The sequence below is a fragment of the Pseudorhodobacter sp. E13 genome (assembly GCF_003991405.1).
In the GTDB taxonomy this organism is placed as follows: Bacteria; Pseudomonadota; Alphaproteobacteria; order Rhodobacterales; family Rhodobacteraceae; genus Pseudorhodobacter.
The window spans coordinates 1-24,006 of record NZ_RPEN01000139.1 but is presented as its reverse complement, the minus strand read 5'-3'; the positions used below and the strand labels follow the sequence as shown (position 1 = coordinate 24,006).

Sequence of the window (24,006 nt, the reverse complement as noted above, 5' to 3'; positions counted from 1 at the left end):
ATGACCCCGCCAGCAAGGCGCTTGCGTTATTAACAAAGCTGCGCAGGCTTGGTATACGGCGCTTGCGTATCTGTATGAAAGAAGTGGTCTTATGAAAATTGCCGTTGCGGGGCTGGGCTATGTTGGCCTTTCGAATGCGATCCTGCTGGCCCAACATCATGATGTCGTGGCCATGGATATTTCGCAAGACCGGGTTGATCTGGTGAACAGCCGCCGCTCGCCGGTTGTCGACAAGGAATGTGAGACCTATCTGGCGGCAGGCGGGCTGCGCCTGACCGCGACAAGCGATCCCGCGCAGGCCTATCGCGATGCAGCCTTCGTGGTCATCGCGACCCCGACCGATTACGATGTCGCGACCAATCGTTTCAACACGGCCTCGGTCGAGGCGGTGATCCATCAGGTGCGTGCCATCGCCCCCGAGGCGGTGATGGTGATCCGCTCGACCATTCCGGTCGGTTTTACCGAACGTATCCGAGCCGAGACGGGATGTGACAATATCCTGTTTTCACCCGAATTCCTGCGTGAGGGCAAAGCGCTTTACGACAACTTGCACCCATCGCGCATTGTTGTCGGCGAACACAGCCCGCGGGCGCAGACCTTTGCCGCGCTGCTGCGCGAAGGCGCGATCGACAAGGAGTGCCCGGTGCTGTTCACCGGGGCGACCGAAGCCGAAGCGATCAAGCTTTTCGCCAATACCTATCTTGCCCTGCGCGTCACCTATTTCAACGAATTGGACAGCTATGCCTTGGCAAACGGGCTGGATGCGCGGCAGATCATCGAAGGGGTTTGCCATGATCCGCGCATCGGGGCGCATTATAACAACCCGTCTTTCGGCTATGGCGGCTATTGCCTGCCCAAGGACAGCAAGCAGCTCTTGGCCAATTACGGCACGGTTCCGCAAAACCTGATTCAAGCCGTGGTGGATGGCAATCGCACGCGCAAGGATTTCATTGCCGATCAGATCATCGCCGCGGCGCCACGCGTGGTCGGGATTTACCGTCTGGTGATGAAGGAAGGGTCGGATAATTTTCGGCACAGCGCCATTCAGGGCATCATGAAGCGGGTGCGCGCAAAAGGTATCGAGGTGATCATCTATGAACCCGCGATGCAGCAGGATGCCTTCTTCAATTCCCGGGTGATCCGGGATCTGGCCTCTTTCAAGGCCGAAGCGGATCTGATCATCAGCAACCGCCGCGCTGCGGATCTGGGCGATGTTCTCCACAAGGTTTTTACCCGGGACCTGTTCGGCGTTGATTAAGGCCGGAAGCAGAGTCATCGTCACCCCATGTCGTGCCTTTCCTTTTGACGCTTTTGCCAAGGTTTTATGATGCCCCAGCCAGATATCACACCCATTCTGTTATGCGGCGGGTCGGGGACCCGGCTTTGGCCTTTATCGCGCAAGTCCTATCCCAAGCAATTCGCGCGGCTGCTGGGCGAAGAAAGCCTGTTTCAGGCCTCGGCCAGACGTTTGTCAGGCGCAGGTTTTGCCGCCCCGCTTGTGCTGACCGGGAATGATTTTCGCTTTATCGTGTCCGAGCAGCTTGCCGCCGCGGAAATCGCCGCAAGCTGTCTGCTGATCGAACCGGAGGGCCGCAATACCGCCCCTGCGGTTCTGGCGGCGGCGCTGGTTCTGGCAAAGACCGATCCTGAGGCGCTGATGCTGGTCGCGCCGTCAGACCATGTCATCCCGGATACGGACAGGTTCCGCACAACGGTGCGGGCCGCGATGGCGCGCGCGCAGGCGGGCGATCTGGTGACATTCGGGATAACCCCATCGCATCCCGAAACCGGATATGGCTATCTGGAACTGGCCCCTGATGCGGATGCGATGGCGACTGTGCCGCAATCCTTGGCGCGTTTTGTCGAAAAGCCGGATCGCAAGCGCGCGCAACAGATGCTCGATGCCGGGAATTTCTTGTGGAATGCCGGTATTTTCCTGTTCACCGCCAAGGCGCTGATCGCCGCATTCGAGGCCCACGCGCCCGAAATTCTGGAAGCGGTGGGCAAATCCGTGGCAGGTGCGGCACAGGATTTGTCCTTTACCCGTCTGGACCCGGATACATGGGGCGATGTTCCCAATATCTCCATTGATTATGCCATCATGGAAAAAGCCTCCAATCTGGCGGTGATGCCCTTTACCGCTGCGTGGTCGGATCTGGGCGGCTGGGATGCGGTTTGGGCCCATAGTCAGCCGGATGCTGGGGGCACTGTCTGTTTTGGGGGGGCTACGGCGATCCGCTGTTCCAATACGCTGTTGCGGTCGGAATCCGACCGCGTGCAACTGGTGGGGATCGGGCTTGACGATATCATCGCCATTGCGATGCCCGATGCCGTTCTGGTGGCGCATAAAAGCAAGGCGCAAGATGTCAAGGAAGCGGTCAGCGCGCTGAAGGCCAAAGGCGCCGCACAGGCCGAAGACTTCCCGACAGATCACCGCCCTTGGGGCTGGTTTGAGAGCCTTGCGATCGGCCCGCGGTTTCAGGTCAAGCGGATTGTGGTCAAGCCGGGAGGCGTGCTGAGCCTGCAATCCCATCACCACCGGGCGGAACATTGGATCGTGGTCGAGGGGACGGCGAAAGTGACCATTGACGGGGTAGAGCGGCTGGTGACGGAAAACCAGTCGGTCTATGTCCCGCTGGCCTCCGTGCACCGTATGGAAAACCCCGGCAAGGTGCCAATGGTGCTGATCGAGGTGCAGACCGGCAGCTATTTGGGCGAAGACGATATCATCCGCTATGAAGATGTCTATGCGCGCGGTCAGGGCAAACGGGGGTGACAGGTTGGGGGGCTGCCGCACGCCCGGCCAATTTTGCTGGCAGGGGGCCTGTGCAGCCTGTAAGACAGGCGCGACATCCGCGCAGCAGCGGGCCTTTTTGCAAAGAAGGGCTGCCGCCTGCGCCCCTCCCTGACCGACCCGGGACGCTGCCGTTTCGGGCCGGGTGTTTTTGAAGCCGGAGCCGCTTGCCATGACCAATGCCACACAAACCCTGCTTTCGGGCCTTTGGGATATCCAGAACCACCCGCTGAGTGACAAGGCCCGGCAAGATGCGCGGTTGCGGCTGCTGGATTATCTGGGCTGCACCCTTGCGGGGGCAGAAATGGAACGCAGCCGCATGATGCGGCTGGTGGCGGCCAGTGGCGCGGGGGCTGGCCCGGCCCGGCTGATTGGTCTGGGTCTGAAGACGGCCCCGGCGCTGGCCGCGCTGGTGAATGGCACCAATGCGCATGTTGCCGAACTGGATGATGGCAACCGTTTCGGGATGGTGCATCCCGGCGCGCCGGTCATTTCCGCGGTGCTGGCACAGGCGCAGGCCTCGGGCCTGTCTGATGAAGATATTCTGCTGGGCATTGTGGTCGGGTATGAGGCCGCTGTGCGCCTGGCCCGCGCGGTTCAGCCTGATGCCAAAGATGCCGGTCTGCATGCAACGGGGATTTGCGGCACGGTTGGGGCGGCCATGGGTGTAGCTGCGGCCTTGCGGCTGGACAAGGCAGGCATGAATGCCGCCTTGGCCGGGGGAACGACGGCCGCATCAGGCTTGTTGAAGGTGATACGCGGGGCGTCCCAGCTGAAGCCGTTCAACGCGGGCCATGCGGCACAGGCGGGCCTGTCGGCCGCCTTGATGGCCGTCGCGGGTTTTGCAGGCCCTGCCGATGTGCTGGATGGTGAACATGGCTATTTGCATGTCATGTCCGGCAAGCCCGATAAGACCGCCGAGGCGCTGGTGGGCACCGGGACGCTTTGCGTGGGGGATGTTTATGTCAAACCCTATGCCTCCTGCCGCCATTGTCATGCCCCGGTCGAAGCAGCCTTGATCCTGCGTCAGGCGCATGGGCTTACACCGGACAAGATTGCCAAGGTTGCGGTCAGCACCCACCGGATGGCGGTGCATCTGCATGACCATACCGAAATCACCGGCGTGCATTCCGCAAAGATGAGCGTGAACTATTGCGTTGCGGCGGCCTTGATCACCGGGCAATCGGGCATGGCGGCTTTCACGCCCGAACATGTGGCTGATCCGGAGATCCTTGATCTGACCCGGCGGGTCGATGTGCGCGCAGATCCGGAACTGACGGCCCTTGTGCCTGCCAAACGGGCAGCGGTGGTCGAAATCCATTGCCGGGATGGTCAGATCCTGCGTGACCGCATCGACCTGCCGAAGGGAGAGCCTGAAACCGCATTGACCGCCGCAGAATTCGAGACGAAATTTCTGGATCTGGCCGGGTTCGCAGGGCTTGACGCCACAAAGGCCGCCGCGCTGGCCGACCGGGTTCTGAACCCCGGTCAGGCGGGCAGCCTGTTGCACAGCATCGACGCGCTGTGACAGGTCATCAGCCCCGGCGCGGGGAGGGGGGCTGCTCTGGGCTGCTCTCTGTGTCATCGCCGAAGGTGAGGCCGGACGGGTCCGGGCGCTGAAACACCCGGTGACGCAGGCTGTGGCCTGCATAGCGGGCAAAAGCGGCAAGGCTTTGGGCCCGTGACAGCCCTTCTTCCTTGCGCCAGACTTTCCAGATGTCGCGCACGGCCCGGCGCTTGGAGCCTGACAGCGTTCCCACCCCGACCCGGAAATACGCCAATGTCTCATCCAGCCCGAAGGCGGGGCCCCCCAGCCGCAACAGCCGCAGCCAAAGCGCATAGTCATGCTGCAAGGGCAGATCGGGCATCGGTTGCGGGCCCGAAAAGCGATGGCTGTCATAGATCACCGTCAGGCATCCCATACGGTTGGGGCCAAGCATGCTTTTGTAATCCAGCCGTGCCGGGGCCGTTTCGCGGGCGATCAGCTTGTCATCCGGGGTCAGCCGGGCATAGCTGGTATAGCTGAGCCCGATCTGGTTTTCCTGCATGAAGGCCAATTGCCGGGCCAGCTTGTCGGGATGCCAGCGGTCATCTGCATCCAGAAAGGCGATATAACGCCCCCGAGCCTGTGAAAGCCCATGGTTGCGGGCCGCCGCCGCCCCGTGATTGCCCCCCGGCACCAGCAGCCGGACCCGCGGATCGCGCGCGGCCAGATCTGCCGCCAAGGCCGGGCTTGCATCGCGAGAGCCATCCTCGACCAGCAGCAATTCCCAATCGTCACGGCTTTGCCCAAGCACAGAGCCAACGCTGCGCGCCAGCGTGTCTTGCGCGTTATAAATCGGCATGAGGATCGACGTCGTGGGGCGGGGCATGGGGGCAAGCCGGTTTGGGGCAGGGGGCTGCGGTCAATCTATGCGGTCGGGCCCGCCAAAACCAGTGCGGGAACGGCCCCCCGCCCAGAAAGACGGATAGGGGGCAGAGGCGCGCCGCCGCAGCCGGTATGGCGCGGGATTGAAACGTATTTCAATTGAATTCACGGAATACTCCCTTGTTCAGACACAATTTTGCGACGCCGGCCGCCCTTGTTGCGACCCATCTTGCCACTGCAATGGGGCAGTGGGTGGTTACATGGGCTTGCGTTTCGAAAGGATGCTTTTGAGCCAGAACGCGGCTTTGGATGCAGGGCTGGACGATCTGTGCTTTGTCGAGACGGTCAACGGTGTCTTTCTGCTGACCTCCAGCGGGCGGGGCGGCGGGTTGGCCAGTTACCGTCTGACCAGCGGCGGCACCTGGCAGGCATTGGATCAGGCGTTCTTTTCCGGGCCGACCAGTCTGGGCAGTCTGGATGTGCTGGGGCTGGTTCAGACCGCCTTGGGGTTGGTGGTGACTGTCAGCTCTGACACGGGTGGCATGTCAGGCTTTGCCTTGCGCAATGATGGCACATTTGCCGGGCAAAGCCGGCTGAACGCCTTGGAAACCGCGGGGTTGCTGCTGGGCGGTGCTGTTGATGGGGCTGCGCTGACGCTGTTGCAACGGGCTGGGCTGTGTGAGTCCTTTCTGCCTGCTGGTATCGGGGCCGGATATGGGCAGATCGTGACCAGCAGTCAGGTCAATGATTGCCGTTTCTTGTTGCTGGCCGATCAGACGGCCAATGAACTCTCGGTGCTGATGCTGGGCGGGATCACCGACCGGGCGCATCTGGCCACACGGATGGGGGCTGATCAGGGGCTTGGTATTGCCGTTCCGACCGCGCTTCAAACCGTGGAGGTGGCGGGGCAGAGCTTTGTTCTGCTTGGCGCCGCAGGCAGTTCCTCGCTTTCGGTGCTGCAATTGACCGAGACCGGCAATCTGATCCTGACGGATCATCTGATCGACACGCTGGAAACCCGGTTTGGCGGGGTGCAGGCCATAGCCACGGCACAGGTCGGGCATCATGTTCTGGTTCTGGTCGGGGGCGGGGATGACGGTATTTCCTTGTTCAGCATGTTGCCGGATGGGCGGCTGCTGTGGCGGGACACTGTGGCCGATAGTGTGCAGACCGGGCTGAACAATGTGTCATCGCTGGCCATGCATATCATCGGCAGCACGGTTCATGTCAGTGTCGGGTCACAAAATGAGGCGGGGGTAAGCCTGTTTTCGCTGTCTGCGCCCACGGTGGGGGAGTATTGGTCCAATGGCACCGCTACGGCCCAAAACCGTCTGGGAACGCTGCGCGATGACATTCTGATGGCCGGGGTCGATGGGGATACACTGCGCGGCGCCGAGGGGGCTGATATCTTGGTGGCGGGGCCGGGCCGCACCACCCTGACCGGTGGCAGCGGTGCCGATATATTTGTGTTGCGCGCAAGCAGCACCAATGCCCGGATCACCGATTTTGAGGTGGGGGTGGACCGGCTGGACCTGTCGGATTGGCCGATGCTGCGGGACCCGCTGGCATTGGGGATGGCCAGCACCTCTACCGGGATGATCCTGTCTTATCGCGACTACCGGCTGGAGATTGTAACCTCGACCCAAACGCCGCTTGTCGCGACCAGCCTGTTCGGGGGCCGTTTTCAATGGGCAGACCGGATATTCGTGCCGATTGATCCGGCGGTTCATGATGCCGAAGCGGGTATGCTGCTTCGTGCCGATGATGTCGGGGCCAGCCTGTTCGGCAGCGCCTGGGAGGATCGGCTGTATGGCGGGGCCGGGGCAGATGTCTTGACGGGCGGGGGCGGAAACGATCAGCTGAGCGGCGGGGACGGTGACGACACGCTTTATGGCGGCGAGGGCAATGACACGCTTTATGGCAATGCGGGCGATGACCTTCTGGAGGTGACGAGCGGCGCCAATATGCTGTCTGGTGGCACGGGCAATGACACGATTTATGGCGGCGCGGAGAGTGATACGCTTTTGGGCGGCGACGGGAATGACCGGCTGATCGGGCGCGAGGGGAATGACAGCCTGCGCGGCGACAGTGGCAATGACACGCTTTACGGTCTGGATGGCAATGACATTCTGCGCGGTGACAGTGGGATCAATTATCTGTCGGGCGGTAATGGCAATGACAGTCTTTATGGCGGCACCGGCGTTGACACGCTGTTCGGCGGGGCCGGCAATGACAGTCTGGTTGGCGGCGCGGGCCATGACAGCCTGCGCGGCAACAGCGGCAATGACCGGCTATATGGTCTGGATGGCAATGACATTCTGCGCGGTGACAGTGGCACCAATTATCTGTCGGGCGGCAATGGCAATGACAGGCTTTACGGGGGCACTGGTGTCGACACGCTGTTCGGCGGGGCGGGCAATGACAGGCTGGTCGGCGGCGCGGGCCATGACAGCCTGCGCGGCAACAGCGGCAATGACCGGCTATATGGTCTGGATGGCAATGACATTCTGCGCGGTGACAGCGGGATCAACTATCTGTCGGGCGGCAATGGCAATGACACGATCTATGGCGGCACCGGCGTTGACACGATCTATGGCGGGGCCGGGCATGACAGTCTGGTCGGCGGGGCAGGCAATGACAGCCTGAGGGGCAATAGCGGCAATGACCGGCTTTATGGTCTGGATGGCAATGACATTCTGCGCGGCGACAGTGGCACCAATTATCTGTCGGGCGGTAATGGCGATGACAGGCTTTATGGCGACAGCGGCGTTGACACGCTGTTCGGCGGGGCAGGCCATGACAGGCTGGTCGGTGCGGGGGGCAATGACAGCCTGCGCGGCAATGGGGGTAATGACACGCTTTATGGCAATGGTGGTAACGACATTCTGCGCGGTGACAGCGGCACCAATTACCTGTCGGGCGGCACGGGCGATGACACGCTTTATGGCGGCACGGGCGTTGATACATTGTTCGGCGGGGCAGGCAATGACCGGCTGGTCGGCGGCACCGGTGATGACAGCCTGCGCGGCAATAGCGGCAATGACTCGCTTTATGGTCTGGATGGCAATGACATTCTGCGCGGCGACAGCGGCACAAACTATCTGTCGGGCGGCAATGGCAATGACAGCCTTTATGGGGGCACCGGCCTTGATACGCTTTATGGCGGGGCCGGCAATGATCTGATGACCGGGGGCACAGGCAATGACCGCCTTTATGGTGATGAGGGCGATGACCAGCTTTACGGCAATGATGGTGCGGATTGGCTGCTGGGGGGTGATGGCAATGATGCCCTGTTGGGGGGGCTGGGCAATGACACGCTGATCGGTGGGGCAGGGCGGGACACGCTGGATGGGGGCGCGGGGGCCGATGTATTCGTGTGGCTGACCGCCGCGGACAGCCCGAATTCCAGCAGCCGCGATCAGCTGCGCGATTTTGAAACCGGCGTGGATCGCATCGACCTGAGCCAATTGCACCCAGATCTGCATTGGGTCTATCAGCTTACAGGCACAGCCGGAGATGTGTTTTACAACGCCGCTATCGGTCGGGTTCTGGTTGATCTCAACGGATCAGGCACAGCCGATTTCAGCATCGACATCACAGGGGCCCCGCTGTTGAGCGAGGCCGATTTCTTTTTCGGATAAGCGTTTCAGTCTTGTGCCAATTGTTCCAGCACATGGCGCAGCACGGTTTTGCCGTATTCAGGGCTCATGTGGTGGAAATCATTTTCCTCGAACACGCCCGCCCGCGGATGAAGCCGGGTCGGCTCGTCGCCGAATTCCGGGCGCGTCAGGCCGCTTTCGTCATAGACCGCGTCGGGGGGCGACAGCAGAGAGATACCATGCGCCCGATAAAGTGCGGCCACATGGCTGCGATAGGCTTTGAGAAAGCTGAGACCTGTCAACGGATCAGCCCCGTAACGCGCCCAGACACTGTAGCGCGGGGTCGCTTCGGGGCAATCGGCACGCGGCACGGGCGACGGCAGCACGGAAATCCGGGGGGTGGCCCAATTGTGCCAAGCCTGCTCTGGCAGGCGCTTGGCGGCGATGGCGGTGCAAAACGCCGCAAAGGCCGATTGCGACAGGCAAGAGCGCGTGGAATCCTCGCGTATCCCATCAATGCTGTAGGGTTCGAACTGGCGCAGAAAGTCCACTTCATTGGTATTGGGGCCAACCAGAACGACATGGTCAAAGCTTTTGAGATCGACAAGGTGCCGCCCGAAAACCTGATCCAGAAACTTCAGCTCATGCTTGCTATAGCGTGTCTCTTGCTCGGTCTGGGGGCTGTCTTGCTGGTTGGCGTTTTGCGCGCCCTCCGCAGCGGAAAGCTGCGCCGGATCACCGGGGCTGGCCCCGGTTGTTTCATGCGCGCCGAACACCCGGTTGTCATCCAGGGTCATCTTGTTGAACAGCGTCGAATTCGCCGCAAAGAACTGTATATCCCAATCGCTGAACTCTGCCGCGATCTGGGCCCAGCCACGCCGAAGCGCCGCGACATGCGAATTGCCAAGGAAAAGAACCGAAACCGTCACTTTGCAAAGGCTTCCAGCAAGGCTTCTTCACAGACCAGATCGTCGGTCTCGGTCATGTCTTTCTCCGCTTCTGACATGGTTTGTGCCGCCGTATGGAGTGTTCCGGCGGCCATACCCGCCTTATGCGCCTGCATGAACAGGTTCATGGCCTTATCAACCCCTTCAGCACGGACGGTCCGGTAATTGCTGTTGAAATTGGTGCCATGCGCCGTCTGCGACATGATCACTTCGTAAGAGGGGAAGTAATCGACATCCTTGTGGTCTTCCATCAACGCGCCGCAGACCGCCCGCAGGACCGATTTGGAATAGCTTGAGGCCACCTCGACATGCTGGCCCGATGCCGTCGCCGTCAAGGGGACGGGCGAGACGGTGACGACAAAGCGCACATCCGGGTTAAGGGTCTGGATCATCTTTCGCACCACCCGGAAATCCGACAGGATCTCGTTGTAACGCATGTTGCGGAATTCGAAAATATCGGGGTCGAACGTGCCCGCAATCGTGCCCGGCGCGGTCGGATAGACGGTGCCATCGCTTTTGGCCGCCCAGGTTTCGGTCAGCCCAAAGGTGAACACAAAAACGTCGATAGACGAAAACAGCGTCCGCACGGCCTGAAGATGCTGTGCGCGATGGCGCAGCACATCGTCCTCGGTCGGCAAACCATCGGGTTCGACCGAAGGGCGGAAAGCGTCATAGAAACGCCCGTCCTTTTCCCAGACCGGATGTGCAGGTTTCAACCCTTTGAACGCTTCTTGCAAAAGTTGCAGCAACTGGCGCGCAGAGTAGATATTGCCATATCGGGCCGAATAGAGCCCGTAGCCATAGGCATTGAGCACCGCAGGTGGCACACTTGGCCCGGTTTCTTCGTCCAGAACATTGAAACGCGCACGGCGCAAGGTGCGGCCGACATGCTGGGCAAAACAGGACCCTGCCGTGGCGATACGATGTTTCCGCGTGATCTGGAATTTCGGGATATAGAGATCAGACCCGGAAATGTCGCCGCGTTCTGCAACCCCCGATCGCCAATAGGCCCTTGCCGGAAGGTCAATATAGGGTGACGTCATAACATATACCTGACTCTGCCGGGAAAGCTGCCCAAAACATATTCTCGAACGCGCCTCATTTTTGTATCTTTAAAGAGCACCAGAGATTTCTTGCCGGGCCTTTGCTTGCGCAGTCTATGCGAGATTTGCGACAGGGGCAAGCTGAGGGCGTGGGCACGGGGGGCGGCCTGATCGTCAAGCTTGTGCCTCCCTTGGGCAGGTGTGTCCTTATGCCATCAAGGCTTCGTGGCGGGCAATGGCACTGCCGATGTTTTCGTAATATTCCAAGTGGCCTTCGTTCAAGACCAGCCCGCTGTCGCAATAGCTGCGCATTTCAGACATGGAATGGCTGACCATGACAGCACCAGCCTGTGCCATACGGGCGCGAAACAGCGACCGGCTTTTCCGTTTGAACCGGGCATCGCCCACGGCCGTCACCTCATCGACAAGATAGGTGTCAAAGGGAATACCCATGGCCACACCAAAGGCCAATCGCGACCGCATGCCGGATGAATAGCTGCGCAAGGGCATGTGAAAATGCCGCCCGATTTCGGCGAAGCGTTCGACAAAGGCCACCAATGCATCACTGTCCACGCCATAGACGCGCGCCAGAAACCGGGTGTTTTGTAAACCGGTCAGATCACGGTGAAAGCTGTTCGTGCCGCCAATAGGCCAGGATACGCGGCCCGCACGGATGACCCGGCCCGAGGACGGCTGCATGGTGCCTGCGATGATCTGCAACAGGGTCGATTTACCAGCCCCATTGCGCCCCAAAAGCCCCAGGGCCCGCCCCGGCGGCAAGGTCATCGTCAGGTTGCTGATGATCGGGCGATATTCGCCGCGCACCCAGAACCCTTTGCTGAGGTTTTCGAAACGAACCGTCGCCCCCGATTGCGCGCCTGCCGGTTGCATCGCTATCCCCGGTCACGCAGGCTGTAATAGACCAGCGCCAGAATGGACCACAGCATCAGCGCGAAAAACAAGGTCAGGCCCATCAGCAAAACGCGCTGCGGATATTCCGCCCGCTGGGCCAGCGTCGGCTGCACATAGGCGGCCAGATAAAGCTGCTGCCGGGCCGCATTGGAACGGGCCGCATCCATCGCCGTCAGGGCCGCGCGATAGGTTTGTTCGGCGAATTCCTGTTCAACCTGCAAGCTTTCATATTGGGCCAGCAAGGCGGGATAGTCGGTGTTATCCACCGTGACGTTCTGCGCCGAAAAGCTACGCCGTTCCTCTACGATCCGGGCTTGAATCACATCAATGCTAAGCTGAAGCTGCCGCAACCGCGGATCGGCAGCATCCGCCGTCTGGGCCAGCAGATCATGGGCCACCAGCGCTTCGGCCAATTGCTGTTGCAGGTTGTTGAGCACGCCCATCCGGCCCTGAATATCGGCCAGAGGATCAAGGATCTGGGTTCTGGCGCGGAACTTTGCCACATTTTCCCGCGCGATGCGCAAGCGGTTCAAAGCTTCATCAAGATCAGACTGCGCATTGGCCATGCCGTCACGCCGCGCGCTTTCATTGAGCTTGTTGATCATGCTTTCGCTCTCTGTCACCACCAGCGTCGCAATCTCGCGGGCATATTCGGGCGTGCCTGCGCGCACCTCGACCATCAAAAGCCCGGTGCCCTTGTCATAGGTGATGCGCACCATGCGCTTCCAGAACCACAAGAGATCCTCGATCGTTGCGTCCGGCCAAAGGGAAAACAACGGGTCCCCTTGCCAATTGCGGGAATAATGCCCCTTCAGATCAAGCTTGCTGTCGATCCGCGCGACGATTTCCTGACTCTGGATGAATTCAAACAGCACATCGGCATTGCCCCCGGCCCCGCCGCCGACAATCGTGCTAAGCCCGCCCAGAAGCTCTGTCGCTGAACTGGTTTCACCGCTGCGCACGGTAAAGGCGGTGGTCGAGGCGAACTGATCCTTTGCCATGAACACCAGAACAAACCCCGCCAGCAGCACAGGCAGCACCACCAACGCAAGAAAACTGCCAATCAGCCCCCAGTGCCGCCTGCGGATATAGGCAGGCCCCACAACGGGCGGCGCGGATGCGATGGCCTCGGCCTGGCTTTTTTCCTCTGCGGCGGCTCTTTCCGCTTCGAGCATGGCGCGGGCGCGGATTTTCTTGTCGATCAGCCTGTCGTTCCACGCCTCGATATAGGCTTCACGTTCTTCATCGCTGTCGAATTTCTTGTTGGAAAGCGCCCGTTCGCGCAGCGCAACATTATGAGGGTCGTTAAGACCATAGGGATCGTCTGTTGCCTCGGCCATACACTTGCCTTCAATATTTGCTTAGGTCACTATATAGGCCTATATGGAATACAGGGTACTCTTGGTCACTTTTTACAAAGCCCCCTCTGCAAATACCAGAACAAAGGCCGCGCCCCCATGAGTTTTGCAGACTGGCCCGCCCCTGCTGCACCAGCCCCCAAAAGCCGGATACCAGAAGCGCTGCGGTCGATCACCGCCTTGGTTCTGCGCGAGATGTCGACACGCTATGGGCGCACGCCCGGTGGCTATGTCTGGGCCTTGCTGGAACCGATGGGGATGATCCTGCTGCTCAGTTTTGCCTGGTCCTTGCTGGCCAAGGCGCCGACGCTGGGCACCAGTTTTCTGTTGTTCAAGGCGACCGGGTTTCTGGTGCTGCAAATGGTGATGGTCAATGCCAAGCAGGTAGGGGGGGCGATGTTGTTTTCCCGGCCATTGCTGTTTTACCCGCGGGTGACATGGCTGGACGCCATTCTGGCGCGGTTCATTCTGAATACGCTGGTGGTGGGGCTGGTTGCGGCGATCATCCTGACCGGCATCATGCTTTACGAAGACGTCAATACCGTGCTGAATTTTCCACGCATCCTGCTGGCGATGGTCTTGGCCGCGCTGTTGGGCCTGTCTGTGGGAATACTGAATTGCTACCTGTTTCAACGCATCCCGGTCTGGCAACAGATCTGGGGCGTTGCCACGCGCCCGATGTTTCTGATTTCCGGGGTGATCTTTGTCTATGAAGACCTGCCGCAGATGGGCAAACAGGTCTTGTGGTATAATCCTGTTCTGCACCTGACCGGCATCATGCGCGATGGGTTTTACCCGCTTTATCATCCGACCTATATTTCAGGGGTCTATCTGGGGCTGTGGATCGCGCTGCCGATGCTGCTTGGGCTGTTGCTGTTGCGTCAGTTCCACCGCGATCTGCTGAACATGTAAGCGCGGCCTGTCATCCCTTGCCTTGGGCAAGCCTATGTCTGTTCTGTTCCGCTTTTGGGGCCAAGGTGATGGCGCAGCTGCGAGGACGACACATGCGCCGTATAAGGGAAATAGACAATCTCCACCCCCAGCGGGGCAAAATCTGCCTCCAGCGCTGTCCATGTCGGGTGGCCCTTCCAGTCATCCCCGACAAACATGCGGTGGAATCCGATCCGCTTCCAGGCGGCCATCTTGTCCATGTCGCGCTGTTCTACAACCGCATCGACACAAGACAGCGCGCCGACAATCTCCATCCGGTCGGCTTGCGGGATCACGGGCTTGCTGTTCTTGCGATGCAGCGCCAGCGCATCCGTGGTCACACCCACGACCAGCCGGTCGCATTGTGCCCGTGCGCGGCGTAACAGGTTCAGATGGCCGATATGGAACATATCAAACACACCGGCAGTATAGCCGATCACCAGAGGCGGTTTCGAAACGGTTTTGGCGGTCATAGGGTCGGTTTGGTCCTGCGGGGTGGCGTGGCAAGGGGGCAGGAACGCTCCTGCCATCGAAGCGGGATTGTGTTGCACTTGGCCCGCAAAGACAAGGCCAGCAGGACCGTGGCTTGCCCCTTAGGGCAGAGCGTTGCAGATTGGGCGAAAGGTCCGCCCTTGCTGCCTGCCCGGCACCGCAAAAGCCTGATTACCGCTGCCGCCGCAAATCCTTTGTTTGGAATGTAACCCGCCTTGCCCCTTGATCCGCCCCGCCCTGTCTGGCCTGCCCCAATGCGCCCGCGTCCGTCTTTGGGCGGGATCATCCTGATTCACCGCATCCGCGCGCTTTTGCGCCGTTATGGCTGGCGTCTGGCAGACCGGATCGCACCGCCAGATGCCCCCCGCCCGCCCCCGGATCTGCCAAGGGGGCGCCCGCTGCGGGTTGGGTTTGTGGTGTGCGAAGCGGCGAAATGGGGGCTTGGCTCTTTGCTTGCGCATTTGCAGCAGATGGACGGGGTCGAGATCGGCTTTTATCCCGCTTTATCTGATCTGAGCCTGCGCATGACCCGCGCCGAGCGGCGTCAGGATTATGCCCGCGAAAGGGCGTTTTTCGCAGGGTTAGGGCCTGTTTGGGCGGATCTGTATGATGCCGAGAGCGACAGGGTGCATGAGCCGGAACAGATTGCCTGTGATGTGGCATTCATCCAGCAGCCTTGGGGGATGCAAGACCTGCCAAGGCGGCTTTCAGGGCGGGTGCGGACGGCCTATGTGCATTACGGCATGGCGGTGATCCGCAATGATCGCATGCAATTCGGCCTGCCGGATTTTCACCCTTGGCTATGGCGCTATTTCCTGCCGACCGAAGCGCATGCCGAAGCGATCCGGGCAGCACAGCTCACAGGCCCGGCGCGACCAAAGCTGTGCGTCACGGGGCATCCGAAGTTCGACACATATCTCGGCCCCGCCCCGGCCCGGGATGCGGTGCCGCTTTGGCCCCATCCCAGCGATACGGGCCGCAGACGTGTAATTTTCGCCCCCCATCACGGGCTGGAGCGGGGCTCGCTCGGGCTGGGCACCTTTGGCTGGTCGGGGGCTGCGATGCTGGACCTTGTCCGCACCCATCCTCAGGTCGATTTTCTGCTGCGCCCGCATCCGAATATGGCCATCGGTCTGGCGCGCAGCGGGTTGATGCAACGCGCCGAATGGCAGGCTTACAAGGATTGCTGGGCAGCTTTGCCCAATGGGGCCGTGCATGAAAACGGCCCCTATTGGGAGGTGTTTCGCACATCGGATGCGCTGATCACCGACAGCGGCTCATTTCTGGCGGAATATCTGCCCACCGGCCAGCCCCTGATCCGGCTGGAGCGGGCCGGGGCTGCCCCGCTCAACCCGTTTGGCCAGCGCCTGTCGGGCGGGTTCTATCGCTGTGCCGATGCGCCCACATTGGCGCGGCTGTTTGCCGATGTGGTTGTAAAGCGAGAGGACCCTTTGGCCCAGAGCCGCGCCGAGGCCGCCGCCTTGCTGACCCCGTTTGACCAACCTTCGGCGCGCCTTATCACACAGGCGTTGTGTTTGCTTCGGGCGGTTTGAGGGGTCAGGGTTTGGTGGTTCCGAGGCGTTCGCCCACGCCTTTGCGGGCTTGCAGGGGGCGCCACCAGGCTTCGTTATCCAGATACCATTGCACGGTTTTTTCCAGCCCCTCCTCCACCGTGACCGAAAGCCGCCAGCCCAGATCGGTCGCGATGCGGGTCGGGTCGATGGCATAGCGGGCGTCATGGCCGGGGCGGTCGGTCACGAAGGTGATCTGATCGGCATAGCTGCCGCTGGCCTTGGGGCGCTTGCGGTCCAGAATGGCGCATAGCGTCTGCACCAGTTCCAGGTTCGAACGCTCATTCTCGCCGCCGATGTTATAGCTTTCGCCCAGCGGGGCCTTTTGCAGCACCGTCAGCAGCGCATCGGCGTGATCTTCGACATAAAGCCAGTCGCGCACATTCGACCCATCGCCGTAAATCGGCAAGGGCTTGCCCGCCAGCGCATTCAGGATAACCACCGGGATCAGCTTTTCCGGAAAGTGGAAAGGCCCGTAATTGTTGGAACAATTGCTCAGCACCACCGGCAGGCCATAGGTGTGATACCAGGCCCGCACCAGATGGTCGCTGGCCGCCTTGGAGGCCGAATAGGGCGAGCGCGGATCATAGGGCGTCGCCTCGGTGAACTGCCCTTCCGCCCCCAGAGAGCCGAACACCTCATCGGTGGAAATATGGTGAAAGCGAAAGCCCGCGGGCTTGCCCTGCGCCAGCCAATAGCTGCGCGCCGCCTCCAGCATGTTATAGGTGCCGGTGATATTGGTTTCGATAAAATCCCCCGGCCCGTCGATCGACCGGTCGACATGGCTTTCGGCGGCCAGATGCATCACCGCATCGGGCTGGTGGCGCGCAAACACCGCATCCAGCGCCGCACGGTCGCGGATATCCGCCTGCTCAAAGCTGTAAAGCGGGCTGTTCGACACGCTGGCCACATTGTCCAGACAGGCCGCATAGGTCAGCGCATCCAGATTGACCACCGCATGCCCGTCGCGCACCGCCTGCCGCACCACGGCCGAGCCGATGAACCCCGCGCCACCCGTCACCAAAATCTTCATATACAGGTCTTTCCCGCGTTACGCTTCCCAGACAAAGGGGCTTTCAAAATCCTTGAAAGCCACCCCGCCCGCATCCTTTTCAGACAAAAGCGGCGCCGTTTCCAGCCCCCAATCAATGCCCGCCGAATCCCACAGCACCGCCCCTTCACATTCCGGCGCATAATAATCGGTGCATTTATACAAAATCTCGCTGTCATAGCGCCGGGTGACAAAACCATGCAGAAAGCCCGGCGGAATCCACAATTGCCGCGCGTTTTCAAACGACAGCTCATAGCCGACCCAATGCCCATAGGTCGGAGAGCCGCGGCGGATATCCACCACAACATCAAACAAAGACCCACGGCCACAGCGCACCAGCTTGCCCTGCGCATGCGGCGGCGCCTGATAATGCAGCCCCCGCAACGTCCCCGCGCTATGCGACAGCGAATAATTGTCCTGCACAAATTCCGGAAGAAAAACCCCCGCCTTCTCTAAACTGCGGCGGTTCCAGTTCTCGGCAAAAAATCCACGGCTGTCACCAAACCGCCGCGGCGTCAAAAGAAGCAACCCAGCCAAGGGCGTCTGTTCAATCTGCATCCTGGTCTTTCATGCTCCAGATCCACTTGGGCCGTTTTCTGCGGATGGATGTGCCAGTTTGTCAATCTTCTTGCCGGGGATCAACGCAGGCGTTGCAGTGAAAACACCCCTATGTGCCGGTCAGAAAGGCTTACCAGCAGATGAAGGGCCCGCGCGGGTGTTTCGGGCGCTGTAAAGGCATGGCTTGCTATGCCTGGCGGGAAGGGGCCGCGCAAGGCTGTGCCCAACCGTCTTTACGCTATTAACTGGAGAACCCGATGTCCAACCAGTCGCCGATCTTGTCGCTACCCTATTTGATGCCGTCTCAGGCGCAAAAACACGTGACCCATAACGAAGCGCTGCGCCAGCTGGATGCCTTGGTGCAATTGGCGGTGCAAAGGATAGAGGCCACGGTGCCCCCCGCCGCACCGGTCAATGGGGAAATCTATGCCTTGGGAAGTGGGGCAACGGCGGCTTGGGCCGGGCAAGATGGCAAGCTGGCCTGTTATAGCGACGCGGCCTGGGCCTTTATCACCCCGCAGGAGGGCTGGCGTGCCTGGGATTTGCAGACCAGCGAATTGCGGGTCTATTCCGCCGGCAGTTGGCTGGCGGTGGTGCCGTCCTTGCAAAATCTGGACGGGTTGGGCGTGGGCACCGCGTCGGATGCGGCCAATCGGCTGGCCGTGGCCTCAGAGGCGGTTCTGTTCACCCATGCGGGCAACAGTCACCGTCTGAAGATCAACAAGGCCAGCGCCAGTGATACCGCGTCGCTGGTGCTGCAATCGGGTTGGTCCGGCCGGGCAGAGATGGGGCTGACGGGGGATGAAAACTTTCACATCCGGGTCAGCCCGGATGGCAATAGCTGGACTTCGGCGCTGACGGTGCATCGGTCCACCGGGGCGACGAAGGCAAAATGCCTGCTGTCGGGGACCATTGATATTGCCAATGATGCGGTTGGCTATATCCCCACGCCCTCTTCGGGCGGTATGGTGGCCATCAATCTTGTCGATACGGATTACCCTCAGGCCGCGCATAGCGGGTTGTTTTCCTATGATACCGGCCCTTCCTTGCTGTTGCAAAGTCTGGCATTGGGCGCGCGGATGAAGAACTACAATGATCTGGTGCTGACAGGCACCACCGGCACGGATGACTATTCTTCACTGTCGGTGGCCGCCGGCAATCTGATTTTGGAAAACCGTTATGGTGGCACCCGGCGCTATGCCTATACATTCCTGAACAGCTATTGAGGCGGTTGCGGGCCAGAGGCAGGGCTTGCATGGATGAAAAAGGCCCCGTCAGGGCCTTGCGTCAGCTTTGCCCGCAGCTCAGTTCACGCAGCCCAGATCCCGCAGCACAAGCGCCAGACCCGCTTGCCAATCTGCGGGCGCAATACCGAAATCCGTCTGCAAGGCGGCCCCGCTCAGCCGCGAGTTGAGCGGGCGCTGCGCGGGGGTGGGATAGGCTTTGCTCGGGATGCCTTCGATGGTGACAGCCCGCCCGGCCTGAGCAAAGATTTCGCGCGCGAAATCCGCCCAGCTGACCACCGGTGCCCCGCCATAATGATAGGTGCCGCCCGCATGGCCGGCTTGCATCGCCTCTGCCATATGCAGCAAGGTGGTGGCGATATCTGCTGCCGGGGTTGGTCCGCCGATCTGATCGTTGACAATGCTCAACTGGTTGCGCGTTTCGCTGAGCCGCAGCATGGTTTTGACGAAATTGCTGCCAAAGGCCGAAAACACCCAAGAGGTGCGCAAGATCACATGGGCACCACCGGCAGCACGGACCGCATTTTCACCGGCCAGCTTGGTCCGGCCATAGGCCCCCAATGGCGCGACAGGGTCGTTTTCCCGCCAGGGTTCGCTGCCGGTTCCATCAAAGACATAATCCGTCGAGACGTGCAAAAACGGGATCTTCAGCGCGGCACAGGCCTTTGCCATGGCACCGGGGGCCTCGGCGTTGATCACATGGGCCTGCGCTTCGTGGCTTTCAGCGGCATCCACCGCCGTCCAGGCGGCGGCATTGATCACCACCGAGGGGCGCGCGGCATATATCGCCGCTGCACAGGCCGCCGGATCTGACAGATCCGCCGTCTCGCGCCCCAGTGCCGTGACCGCTGACTGGCGTTGCAATGCGCTGGCCAATTGCCCGGTTTTTCCAAAAACAAGACAGGTCATGAGTTTCACGCGCTCCTTGCGATCCGGGCGGTTGTTGCCGCCTTGCCTGACATTCCACAAGATGGCCCGACAGTCCAGTCAGGGCACCGCCGATGGCCTGCGGCAACGGCCCCTATTCCGTGTAAGCCCCGACTTTCAGCCAGCGCCAGGCATCCGCAATCATCATCGGCATGGAGGAGCGTTGCGGCTCCCATCCCAATTCCTCTGCGGCGCGCTGCGACCCCGAAACCAGCCGCGTGGCATCGCCGCCCCGGCGCGGGCCTTCGGTATAGGGCACTTCGCGGTTGGTGACGGTGCGGGCAGCGTCGATCACCTCACGCACGGAAAAGCCTTTGCCAGTGCCAAGGTTGAACACCCGGCTGCCTTTGCCGTTTTGCAACCAGCGCAGCCCCAGAACATGCGCATCCACCAAGTCGCAGACATGGACATAATCGCGGATACAGGTGCCATCAGGCGTATCATAATCGGTGCCATGCACCGTCAGCCCATCGCGCTGCCCGGCAACTGCTTCCAGCATCACCGGGATCAGATGGGTTTCAGGGCGATGGCATTCGCCCACCTCAGCCTCCGGGTCGCTGCCTGCCACGTTGAAATAGCGGAAAATCACATGTTCCAGCCCATAGGCCGCCTGAAAATCGCGCAGCATATCTTCGATCGCGCGTTTGGAGGCCCCATAGGCATTCAGCGGGCGCTGCGGCGTGTTTTCATCCAGCACCACATTGTCATGTTCGCCATATGTCGCGCAGGTAGAGGAGAACACGAAATGCCGGACCCCGGCTGCAATGGTGGCCTCGATCAGCGACAGGGACCCTGCGACATTGTTATGCCAATATCGTCCCGGTGCGCGCATTGCCTCACCCACCTGGCTCAGCGCAGCAAAATGCATCACGGCCACGGGTTTGTATTCGGCAAAGGCCGCATCAAGCCGGGCGCGGTCAGTCAGATCGCCTTCGATCAGGGGGCCATATTTGACCGCCTGCCGCCAGCCCGTGACAAGGCTGTCATAGGTGACGGGCAAAAACCCGGCAGCTTTCAGCGCCTTGCAGGCATGAGAGCCGATATAGCCCGCCCCCCCTGTGACCAAAACTGCCTTCATGCTGCATTGCCTTCTTTCATGGACAGGTCGCACCCGGTTCGGGCCACGGCCTAGCTGGCCGCTTTCACCGCCGTAACGACTGCGTTGATCACCCGGTCCAGACGGGCCAGATCTTCGGCCTCGCCCATCACGCGGATCAGGGGTTCGGTGCCGGATTTGCGGATCAGCAAGCGCCCCACACCTGCCAGCGCTTTTTCCCCTTGCTCAATCGCATCCTGCACGTCCTTTGTGTCCAGGGGGGCCGTGCCGGGGGTGTAATGCACATTGACCAGACGTTGCGGCACCGGGGTGAATACCCGTGCAAGCGCGCTGGCTTTCTGGCCGCTTTCGACCATGAAGCCAAGGAATTGCAAGGCAGCGATCAGCCCGTCGCCGGTGGTGGTGTGATCGGTCATCACCAGATGGCCCGACTGCTCTCCGCCCAGATTGAACCCGCCTGCAAGCATCCGTTCAACCACATAGCGATCACCGACATTGGTCCGTTCCATCGCAATCCCATGGCTGGCCAAATGCCGTTCCAGCCCAAGATTGGACATCACGGTTGTCACCAATGTATTGCCCTTCAGCTTGCCAGCCTTTGCCCAACGTGTCGCGATCAGCCCCATGATCTGATCCCCATCGGCCACCCGCCCCGTCTCGTCGATCAGGATCAACCGGTCGGCATCGCCATCAAGGCAAATCCCCAGATCGGCGCGCGTCTCGATCACCTTTTGCGCCGCCGCTTCGGGATGGGTAGAGCCGCATTTGGCGTTGATATTGGTGCCGTTCGGGTCCACCCCGATGGCGATCACCTCGGCCCCCAATTCCCACAAGACGGCGGGGGCGGTGCGATAGGCGGCGCCATTGGCGCAATCGACCACCACGCGCAACCCATCCAGCCGCAAACCGCTGGGAAAGGTGGTCTTGGCATATTCGACATAGCGACCGCGCGCATCCTCGAACCGCCGGGCCCGGCCAATGTTTTCCGGGGCGGCCGGGGTCACACCATCTTCCATCAGCTTGGTGATCGCGGCTTCGGCCTCATCCGACAGTTTGAACCCGTCGGGGCCGAACAGTTTGATGCCGTTATCCTTGGCCGGGTTATGGCTGGCGGAAATCATCACCCCCACATCGGCGCGCAGCGAATGGGTCAGATAGCCCACCGCCGGGGTCGGCACCGGCCCCAGCAGAAACACATTCATCCCGGTAGACAGCAGCCCCGCCGTCAGCGCGTTTTCGATCATATAGCCCGATAGCCGCGTATCCTTGCCGATCACCACCCGGTGATCCTGCCCATCGCGCCGGAAATAGCGGCCCGCCGCGGCCCCCAGATGAAGCGCGACTTCGGCCGTCATGGGCCAACTGTTTGCCTGACCGCGGACACCATCCGTGCCAAAAAGCTTTTCCGCCATTCTGCCCTCATTCCCTTTGATCTTGCGACACAAAACACCCTGCGGGGCGGGGCGATGCCTGATCGTCTTGGCCTATCCAATACTGGGATGACGCACGGCTGTCCAATGCTCTGTCACGCTGACCGGCTTTGCCCTGCCGAACGGGCCGTTCCCGCAAGGCAAAAGGGGGCGGCCCGAAGGTCAGGCCCCGCTTTAGCGGAAAAGCGCCACGATCTGGCGTTCATCCTCGACCACGCCATAGGCATCGGCAAGATGCGAGATGCGCCGCGCCCAGGAACGATGCGGGTTGATCTCATTCATCTTGTTGGATTTGGCCGATTTTATCACGCCGCCAGACGTATCGAGGATCTGGCAGGCATCTTCATATTCTTCGCGCGTGACCGCCTGCATGGCATTGACATAGCGCAGGTGCGAAGGGTGGATCACCGTTTTGCCGGTAAAGCCATTGGCCTTGTCCAGCACAATTTCCCGCAACAGCCCGTCAATCGCATCATTCAGGATCGGGGCGTTGGTGCGCAACGAGCGGTGCAGATCCACCTGCATCACTTTTTTCAGGTCATCGCGCTTATAGGCCAGAAAATATTCCCAGACCGGGGCCGAGATCACATAATCCTCTTCGGCGCGGCCAAAGAAATTCAGGATATCGGCCAGCGCATCGCGCACCGGCAAAATGTCATAGACCGATGATCCAATGCCCCGGCGCACCCCGAAGAAAGAAGAAAAATCGGTGCCGCCGACGCGGATATTCAGAATATACTGGTGATAGCTGCGCACCTTTTTCATCAGGGCGAACAACTCATCCCGGCGTGTTTCGGCAAAGGCGATGTCACGCCCCTCAAGGATGGGCATACCATAAAGCCGGGTTGCAAACTTGGTGTTCAATTCGGCCAGCAGGTCGAGATATTCATGGGCATTGTCGGAATAAAACTTCGGAAAGACGAAGCCCGACAGAATATCGGCCAGTTCGGGGGTCAGTTTTCTGGCAAAGCTCTGAAATTGCGCGACCGAGCGCACGCGCAGGAAAATCAGCGGCACCTCGCTGTTATCAAGCGCCCCGGATTGCACCTGCTGGGCCAAAAAACCAAGCTGGGTGATGACATTCGCCTCACCTGTCGGCAGGTCTTCGGCCCGGATCGCATCTTCAAAACACATGACCATCGACAGCACATCCGACAATTCGCCCGCGACGATCTTATCCATCACCGCACGGGTCGACGGCATGTAAAGCGTGCCGCCAAGGCAATAGCGCAGAAAGGCCGGGTCGGAATTGCGGTCGAACTTTTGCGGCGCGCGGAAAAAGATACTGGGGTCGGCTACGATGTTATGTTGCATGTCTTGAAAATGTCCGGCTTCGGCCTTGGGGGGATCAGGCGATGGTGGTGGTGTTCAGCGCCTGACCCGGGGTCTGGCTGTTCTTGAGCGGGCTGCGCAGCGCCTCGATGATCCGTGCCAGATCGCTGTCTATCATGCCGGGATAAATCGGCAGACACAGCACACGTTGCGCCATTTCAGTTGCGACCGGCAGATTGGCCGGGTTTGCCGAAGGCAAGGTGCAATACATCGGCAAGGTCGAGAGCAACGGGTAGAAATAGCGCCGCGTCAGAATGTCGTTTTCGCGCAACCGGTTGTAAAGGGGTCGAATGCCGGTGAGTGCAGAATGACACCCTAAGATTTTTGGTTATTGTTTTGGCCACCTGTATTCGCCTGTGAGGAGGATATGTGCCCATCCGAGGGGTGAGGTAT

Annotated in this window: 20 protein-coding genes; 7 read left to right on the top strand and 13 right to left on the bottom strand. The window is 60.6% G+C overall.

Annotated elements, in window-relative coordinates; translation table 11 throughout:
- The first annotated feature begins 91 nt into the window (after positions 1-91).
- From EGN72_RS02715 to EGN72_RS02705, 3 genes are all read left to right on the top strand, one after another.
- The gene (locus tag EGN72_RS02715; RefSeq protein ID WP_127045117.1) at positions 92-1,258 is read left to right on the top strand and encodes a nucleotide sugar dehydrogenase; all 1,167 of its coding nucleotides are present in this window, start codon (positions 92-94) and stop codon (positions 1,256-1,258) included.
- A 66-nt stretch (positions 1,259-1,324) separates the two neighbouring features.
- Positions 1,325-2,776: a mannose-1-phosphate guanylyltransferase/mannose-6-phosphate isomerase gene (locus tag EGN72_RS02710; protein WP_370323142.1), complete on the top strand. Its 1,452-nt coding sequence runs from the start codon at positions 1,325-1,327 to the stop codon at positions 2,774-2,776.
- A gap of 190 nt (positions 2,777-2,966) precedes the next feature.
- The gene (locus EGN72_RS02705; protein WP_127045115.1) at positions 2,967-4,322 is read left to right on the top strand and encodes an MmgE/PrpD family protein; all 1,356 of its coding nucleotides are present in this window, start codon (positions 2,967-2,969) and stop codon (positions 4,320-4,322) included.
- A gap of 7 nt (positions 4,323-4,329) precedes the next feature.
- Here the strand turns inward: EGN72_RS02705 and EGN72_RS02700 are convergent, their stop codons facing one another.
- A complete protein-coding gene (locus tag EGN72_RS02700; protein ID WP_127045114.1) occupies positions 4,330-5,166 on the bottom strand; it encodes a glycosyltransferase family 2 protein in 837 nt (278 codons plus the stop codon).
- A 283-nt stretch (positions 5,167-5,449) separates the two neighbouring features.
- On the opposite strand from EGN72_RS02700, the gene EGN72_RS19620 reads away from it, so the two are divergent.
- The gene (locus tag EGN72_RS19620) at positions 5,450-8,803 is read left to right on the top strand and encodes a calcium-binding protein (protein ID WP_158623118.1); all 3,354 of its coding nucleotides are present in this window, start codon (positions 5,450-5,452) and stop codon (positions 8,801-8,803) included.
- A 5-nt stretch (positions 8,804-8,808) separates the two neighbouring features.
- Here EGN72_RS19620 and EGN72_RS02690 read toward each other — a convergent pair whose 3' ends face one another.
- From EGN72_RS02690 to EGN72_RS02675, 4 genes are all read right to left on the bottom strand, one after another.
- Positions 8,809-9,690: a hypothetical protein gene (locus EGN72_RS02690; protein ID WP_127045112.1), complete on the bottom strand. Its 882-nt coding sequence runs from the start codon at positions 9,688-9,690 to the stop codon at positions 8,809-8,811.
- Complete coding sequence (locus EGN72_RS02685) at positions 9,687-10,751, bottom strand: GSCFA domain-containing protein (protein ID WP_127045111.1); 1,065 nt, start codon at positions 10,749-10,751, stop codon at positions 9,687-9,689. The genes EGN72_RS02690 and EGN72_RS02685 overlap by 4 nt, the downstream gene beginning before the upstream one ends.
- Before the next feature lie 207 nt (positions 10,752-10,958).
- Positions 10,959-11,642: an ABC transporter ATP-binding protein gene (locus EGN72_RS02680; protein ID WP_127045110.1), complete on the bottom strand. Its 684-nt coding sequence runs from the start codon at positions 11,640-11,642 to the stop codon at positions 10,959-10,961.
- 2 nt (positions 11,643-11,644) lie between these two features.
- Positions 11,645-13,003, bottom strand: a complete 1,359-nt coding sequence (locus tag EGN72_RS02675) for a sugar transporter (protein WP_127045109.1) — start codon at positions 13,001-13,003, stop codon at positions 11,645-11,647.
- Between the two features lie 117 nt (positions 13,004-13,120).
- Between EGN72_RS02675 and EGN72_RS02670 the strand changes: the two genes are divergently transcribed.
- Positions 13,121-13,933, top strand: coding sequence for an ABC transporter permease (locus EGN72_RS02670; RefSeq protein WP_127045108.1), 813 nt, complete (start codon positions 13,121-13,123; stop codon positions 13,931-13,933).
- Positions 13,934-13,965: 32 nt separating this feature from the next.
- Here EGN72_RS02670 and EGN72_RS02665 read toward each other — a convergent pair whose 3' ends face one another.
- Positions 13,966-14,481 carry an adenylyltransferase/cytidyltransferase family protein gene (locus EGN72_RS02665; protein ID WP_233587003.1) on the bottom strand — a complete coding sequence of 172 codons (516 nt, stop codon included), beginning with the start codon at positions 14,479-14,481 and terminating at the stop codon, positions 13,966-13,968.
- Positions 14,482-14,697: 216 nt separating this feature from the next.
- On the opposite strand from EGN72_RS02665, the gene EGN72_RS02660 reads away from it, so the two are divergent.
- A complete protein-coding gene (locus EGN72_RS02660) occupies positions 14,698-15,996 on the top strand; it encodes a hypothetical protein (protein ID WP_127045106.1) in 1,299 nt (432 codons plus the stop codon).
- 4 nt (positions 15,997-16,000) lie between these two features.
- On the opposite strand, the gene rfbB is transcribed toward EGN72_RS02660, so the two are convergent.
- Both rfbB and rfbC read right to left on the bottom strand, forming a co-directional pair.
- The gene (gene rfbB, locus EGN72_RS02655) at positions 16,001-17,047 is read right to left on the bottom strand and encodes a dTDP-glucose 4,6-dehydratase (protein ID WP_127045105.1); all 1,047 of its coding nucleotides are present in this window, start codon (positions 17,045-17,047) and stop codon (positions 16,001-16,003) included.
- An 18-nt stretch (positions 17,048-17,065) separates the two neighbouring features.
- Positions 17,066-17,623: a dTDP-4-dehydrorhamnose 3,5-epimerase gene (gene rfbC / locus EGN72_RS02650; RefSeq protein WP_127045104.1), complete on the bottom strand. Its 558-nt coding sequence runs from the start codon at positions 17,621-17,623 to the stop codon at positions 17,066-17,068.
- 257 nt (positions 17,624-17,880) lie between these two features.
- Between rfbC and EGN72_RS02645 the strand changes: the two genes are divergently transcribed.
- Positions 17,881-18,849 (top strand): DUF2793 domain-containing protein, encoded by a 969-nt coding sequence (locus EGN72_RS02645; protein ID WP_127045103.1) that lies wholly within the window; start codon positions 17,881-17,883, stop codon positions 18,847-18,849.
- 78 nt (positions 18,850-18,927) lie between these two features.
- Here the strand turns inward: EGN72_RS02645 and rfbD are convergent, their stop codons facing one another.
- The 5 genes from rfbD to EGN72_RS19555 form a co-directional block, all read right to left on the bottom strand.
- Positions 18,928-19,776, bottom strand: coding sequence for a dTDP-4-dehydrorhamnose reductase (gene rfbD / locus EGN72_RS02640; RefSeq protein ID WP_127045102.1), 849 nt, complete (start codon positions 19,774-19,776; stop codon positions 18,928-18,930).
- Between the two features lie 112 nt (positions 19,777-19,888).
- Positions 19,889-20,872 carry a UDP-glucose 4-epimerase GalE gene (galE, locus tag EGN72_RS02635; RefSeq protein WP_127045101.1) on the bottom strand — a complete coding sequence of 328 codons (984 nt, stop codon included), beginning with the start codon at positions 20,870-20,872 and terminating at the stop codon, positions 19,889-19,891.
- A 50-nt stretch (positions 20,873-20,922) separates the two neighbouring features.
- Entirely contained in the window at positions 20,923-22,263 is a 1,341-nt protein-coding gene (gene glmM, locus EGN72_RS02630; protein ID WP_127045100.1) for a phosphoglucosamine mutase, read from the bottom strand.
- A gap of 192 nt (positions 22,264-22,455) precedes the next feature.
- A complete protein-coding gene (locus EGN72_RS02625) occupies positions 22,456-23,595 on the bottom strand; it encodes an HpcH/HpaI aldolase/citrate lyase family protein (protein ID WP_127045099.1) in 1,140 nt (379 codons plus the stop codon).
- A 34-nt stretch (positions 23,596-23,629) separates the two neighbouring features.
- Positions 23,630-23,905, bottom strand: coding sequence for a DegT/DnrJ/EryC1/StrS family aminotransferase (locus EGN72_RS19555; protein WP_305000502.1), 276 nt, complete (start codon positions 23,903-23,905; stop codon positions 23,630-23,632).
- Between the last annotated feature and the right edge of the window lie 101 nt (positions 23,906-24,006).

Excerpts from the sequence above, each read along its gene's own strand:
- EGN72_RS02705 (WP_127045115.1), top strand. The coding sequence starts at position 2,967 with ATGACCAATGCCACACAAACCCTGCTTTCGGGCCTTTGGGATATCCAG.
- rfbB (WP_127045105.1), bottom strand. The coding sequence starts at position 17,047 with ATGAAGATTTTGGTGACGGGTGGCGCGGGGTTCATCGGCTCGGCCGTG.
- rfbD (WP_127045102.1), bottom strand. The coding sequence starts at position 19,776 with ATGACCTGTCTTGTTTTTGGAAAAACCGGGCAATTGGCCAGCGCATTG.
- glmM (WP_127045100.1), bottom strand. The coding sequence starts at position 22,263 with ATGGCGGAAAAGCTTTTTGGCACGGATGGTGTCCGCGGTCAGGCAAAC.
- EGN72_RS02680 (WP_127045110.1), bottom strand. The coding sequence starts at position 11,642 with ATGCAACCGGCAGGCGCGCAATCGGGGGCGACGGTTCGTTTCGAAAAC.
- EGN72_RS02685 (WP_127045111.1), bottom strand. The coding sequence starts at position 10,751 with ATGACGTCACCCTATATTGACCTTCCGGCAAGGGCCTATTGGCGATCG.
- EGN72_RS02660 (WP_127045106.1), top strand. The coding sequence starts at position 14,698 with ATGCGCCCGCGTCCGTCTTTGGGCGGGATCATCCTGATTCACCGCATC.
- EGN72_RS02675 (WP_127045109.1), bottom strand. The coding sequence starts at position 13,003 with ATGGCCGAGGCAACAGACGATCCCTATGGTCTTAACGACCCTCATAAT.
- EGN72_RS02710 (WP_370323142.1), top strand. The coding sequence starts at position 1,325 with ATGATGCCCCAGCCAGATATCACACCCATTCTGTTATGCGGCGGGTCG.
- EGN72_RS02625 (WP_127045099.1), bottom strand. The coding sequence starts at position 23,595 with ATGCAACATAACATCGTAGCCGACCCCAGTATCTTTTTCCGCGCGCCG.
- EGN72_RS02700 (WP_127045114.1), bottom strand. The coding sequence starts at position 5,166 with ATGCCCCGCCCCACGACGTCGATCCTCATGCCGATTTATAACGCGCAA.
- EGN72_RS02645 (WP_127045103.1), top strand. The coding sequence starts at position 17,881 with ATGTCCAACCAGTCGCCGATCTTGTCGCTACCCTATTTGATGCCGTCT.
- galE (WP_127045101.1), bottom strand. The coding sequence starts at position 20,872 with ATGAAGGCAGTTTTGGTCACAGGGGGGGCGGGCTATATCGGCTCTCAT.
- EGN72_RS02670 (WP_127045108.1), top strand. The coding sequence starts at position 13,121 with ATGAGTTTTGCAGACTGGCCCGCCCCTGCTGCACCAGCCCCCAAAAGC.
- EGN72_RS02715 (WP_127045117.1), top strand. The coding sequence starts at position 92 with ATGAAAATTGCCGTTGCGGGGCTGGGCTATGTTGGCCTTTCGAATGCG.
- rfbC (WP_127045104.1), bottom strand. The coding sequence starts at position 17,623 with ATGCAGATTGAACAGACGCCCTTGGCTGGGTTGCTTCTTTTGACGCCG.
- EGN72_RS02665 (WP_233587003.1), bottom strand. The coding sequence starts at position 14,481 with ATGGCAGGAGCGTTCCTGCCCCCTTGCCACGCCACCCCGCAGGACCAA.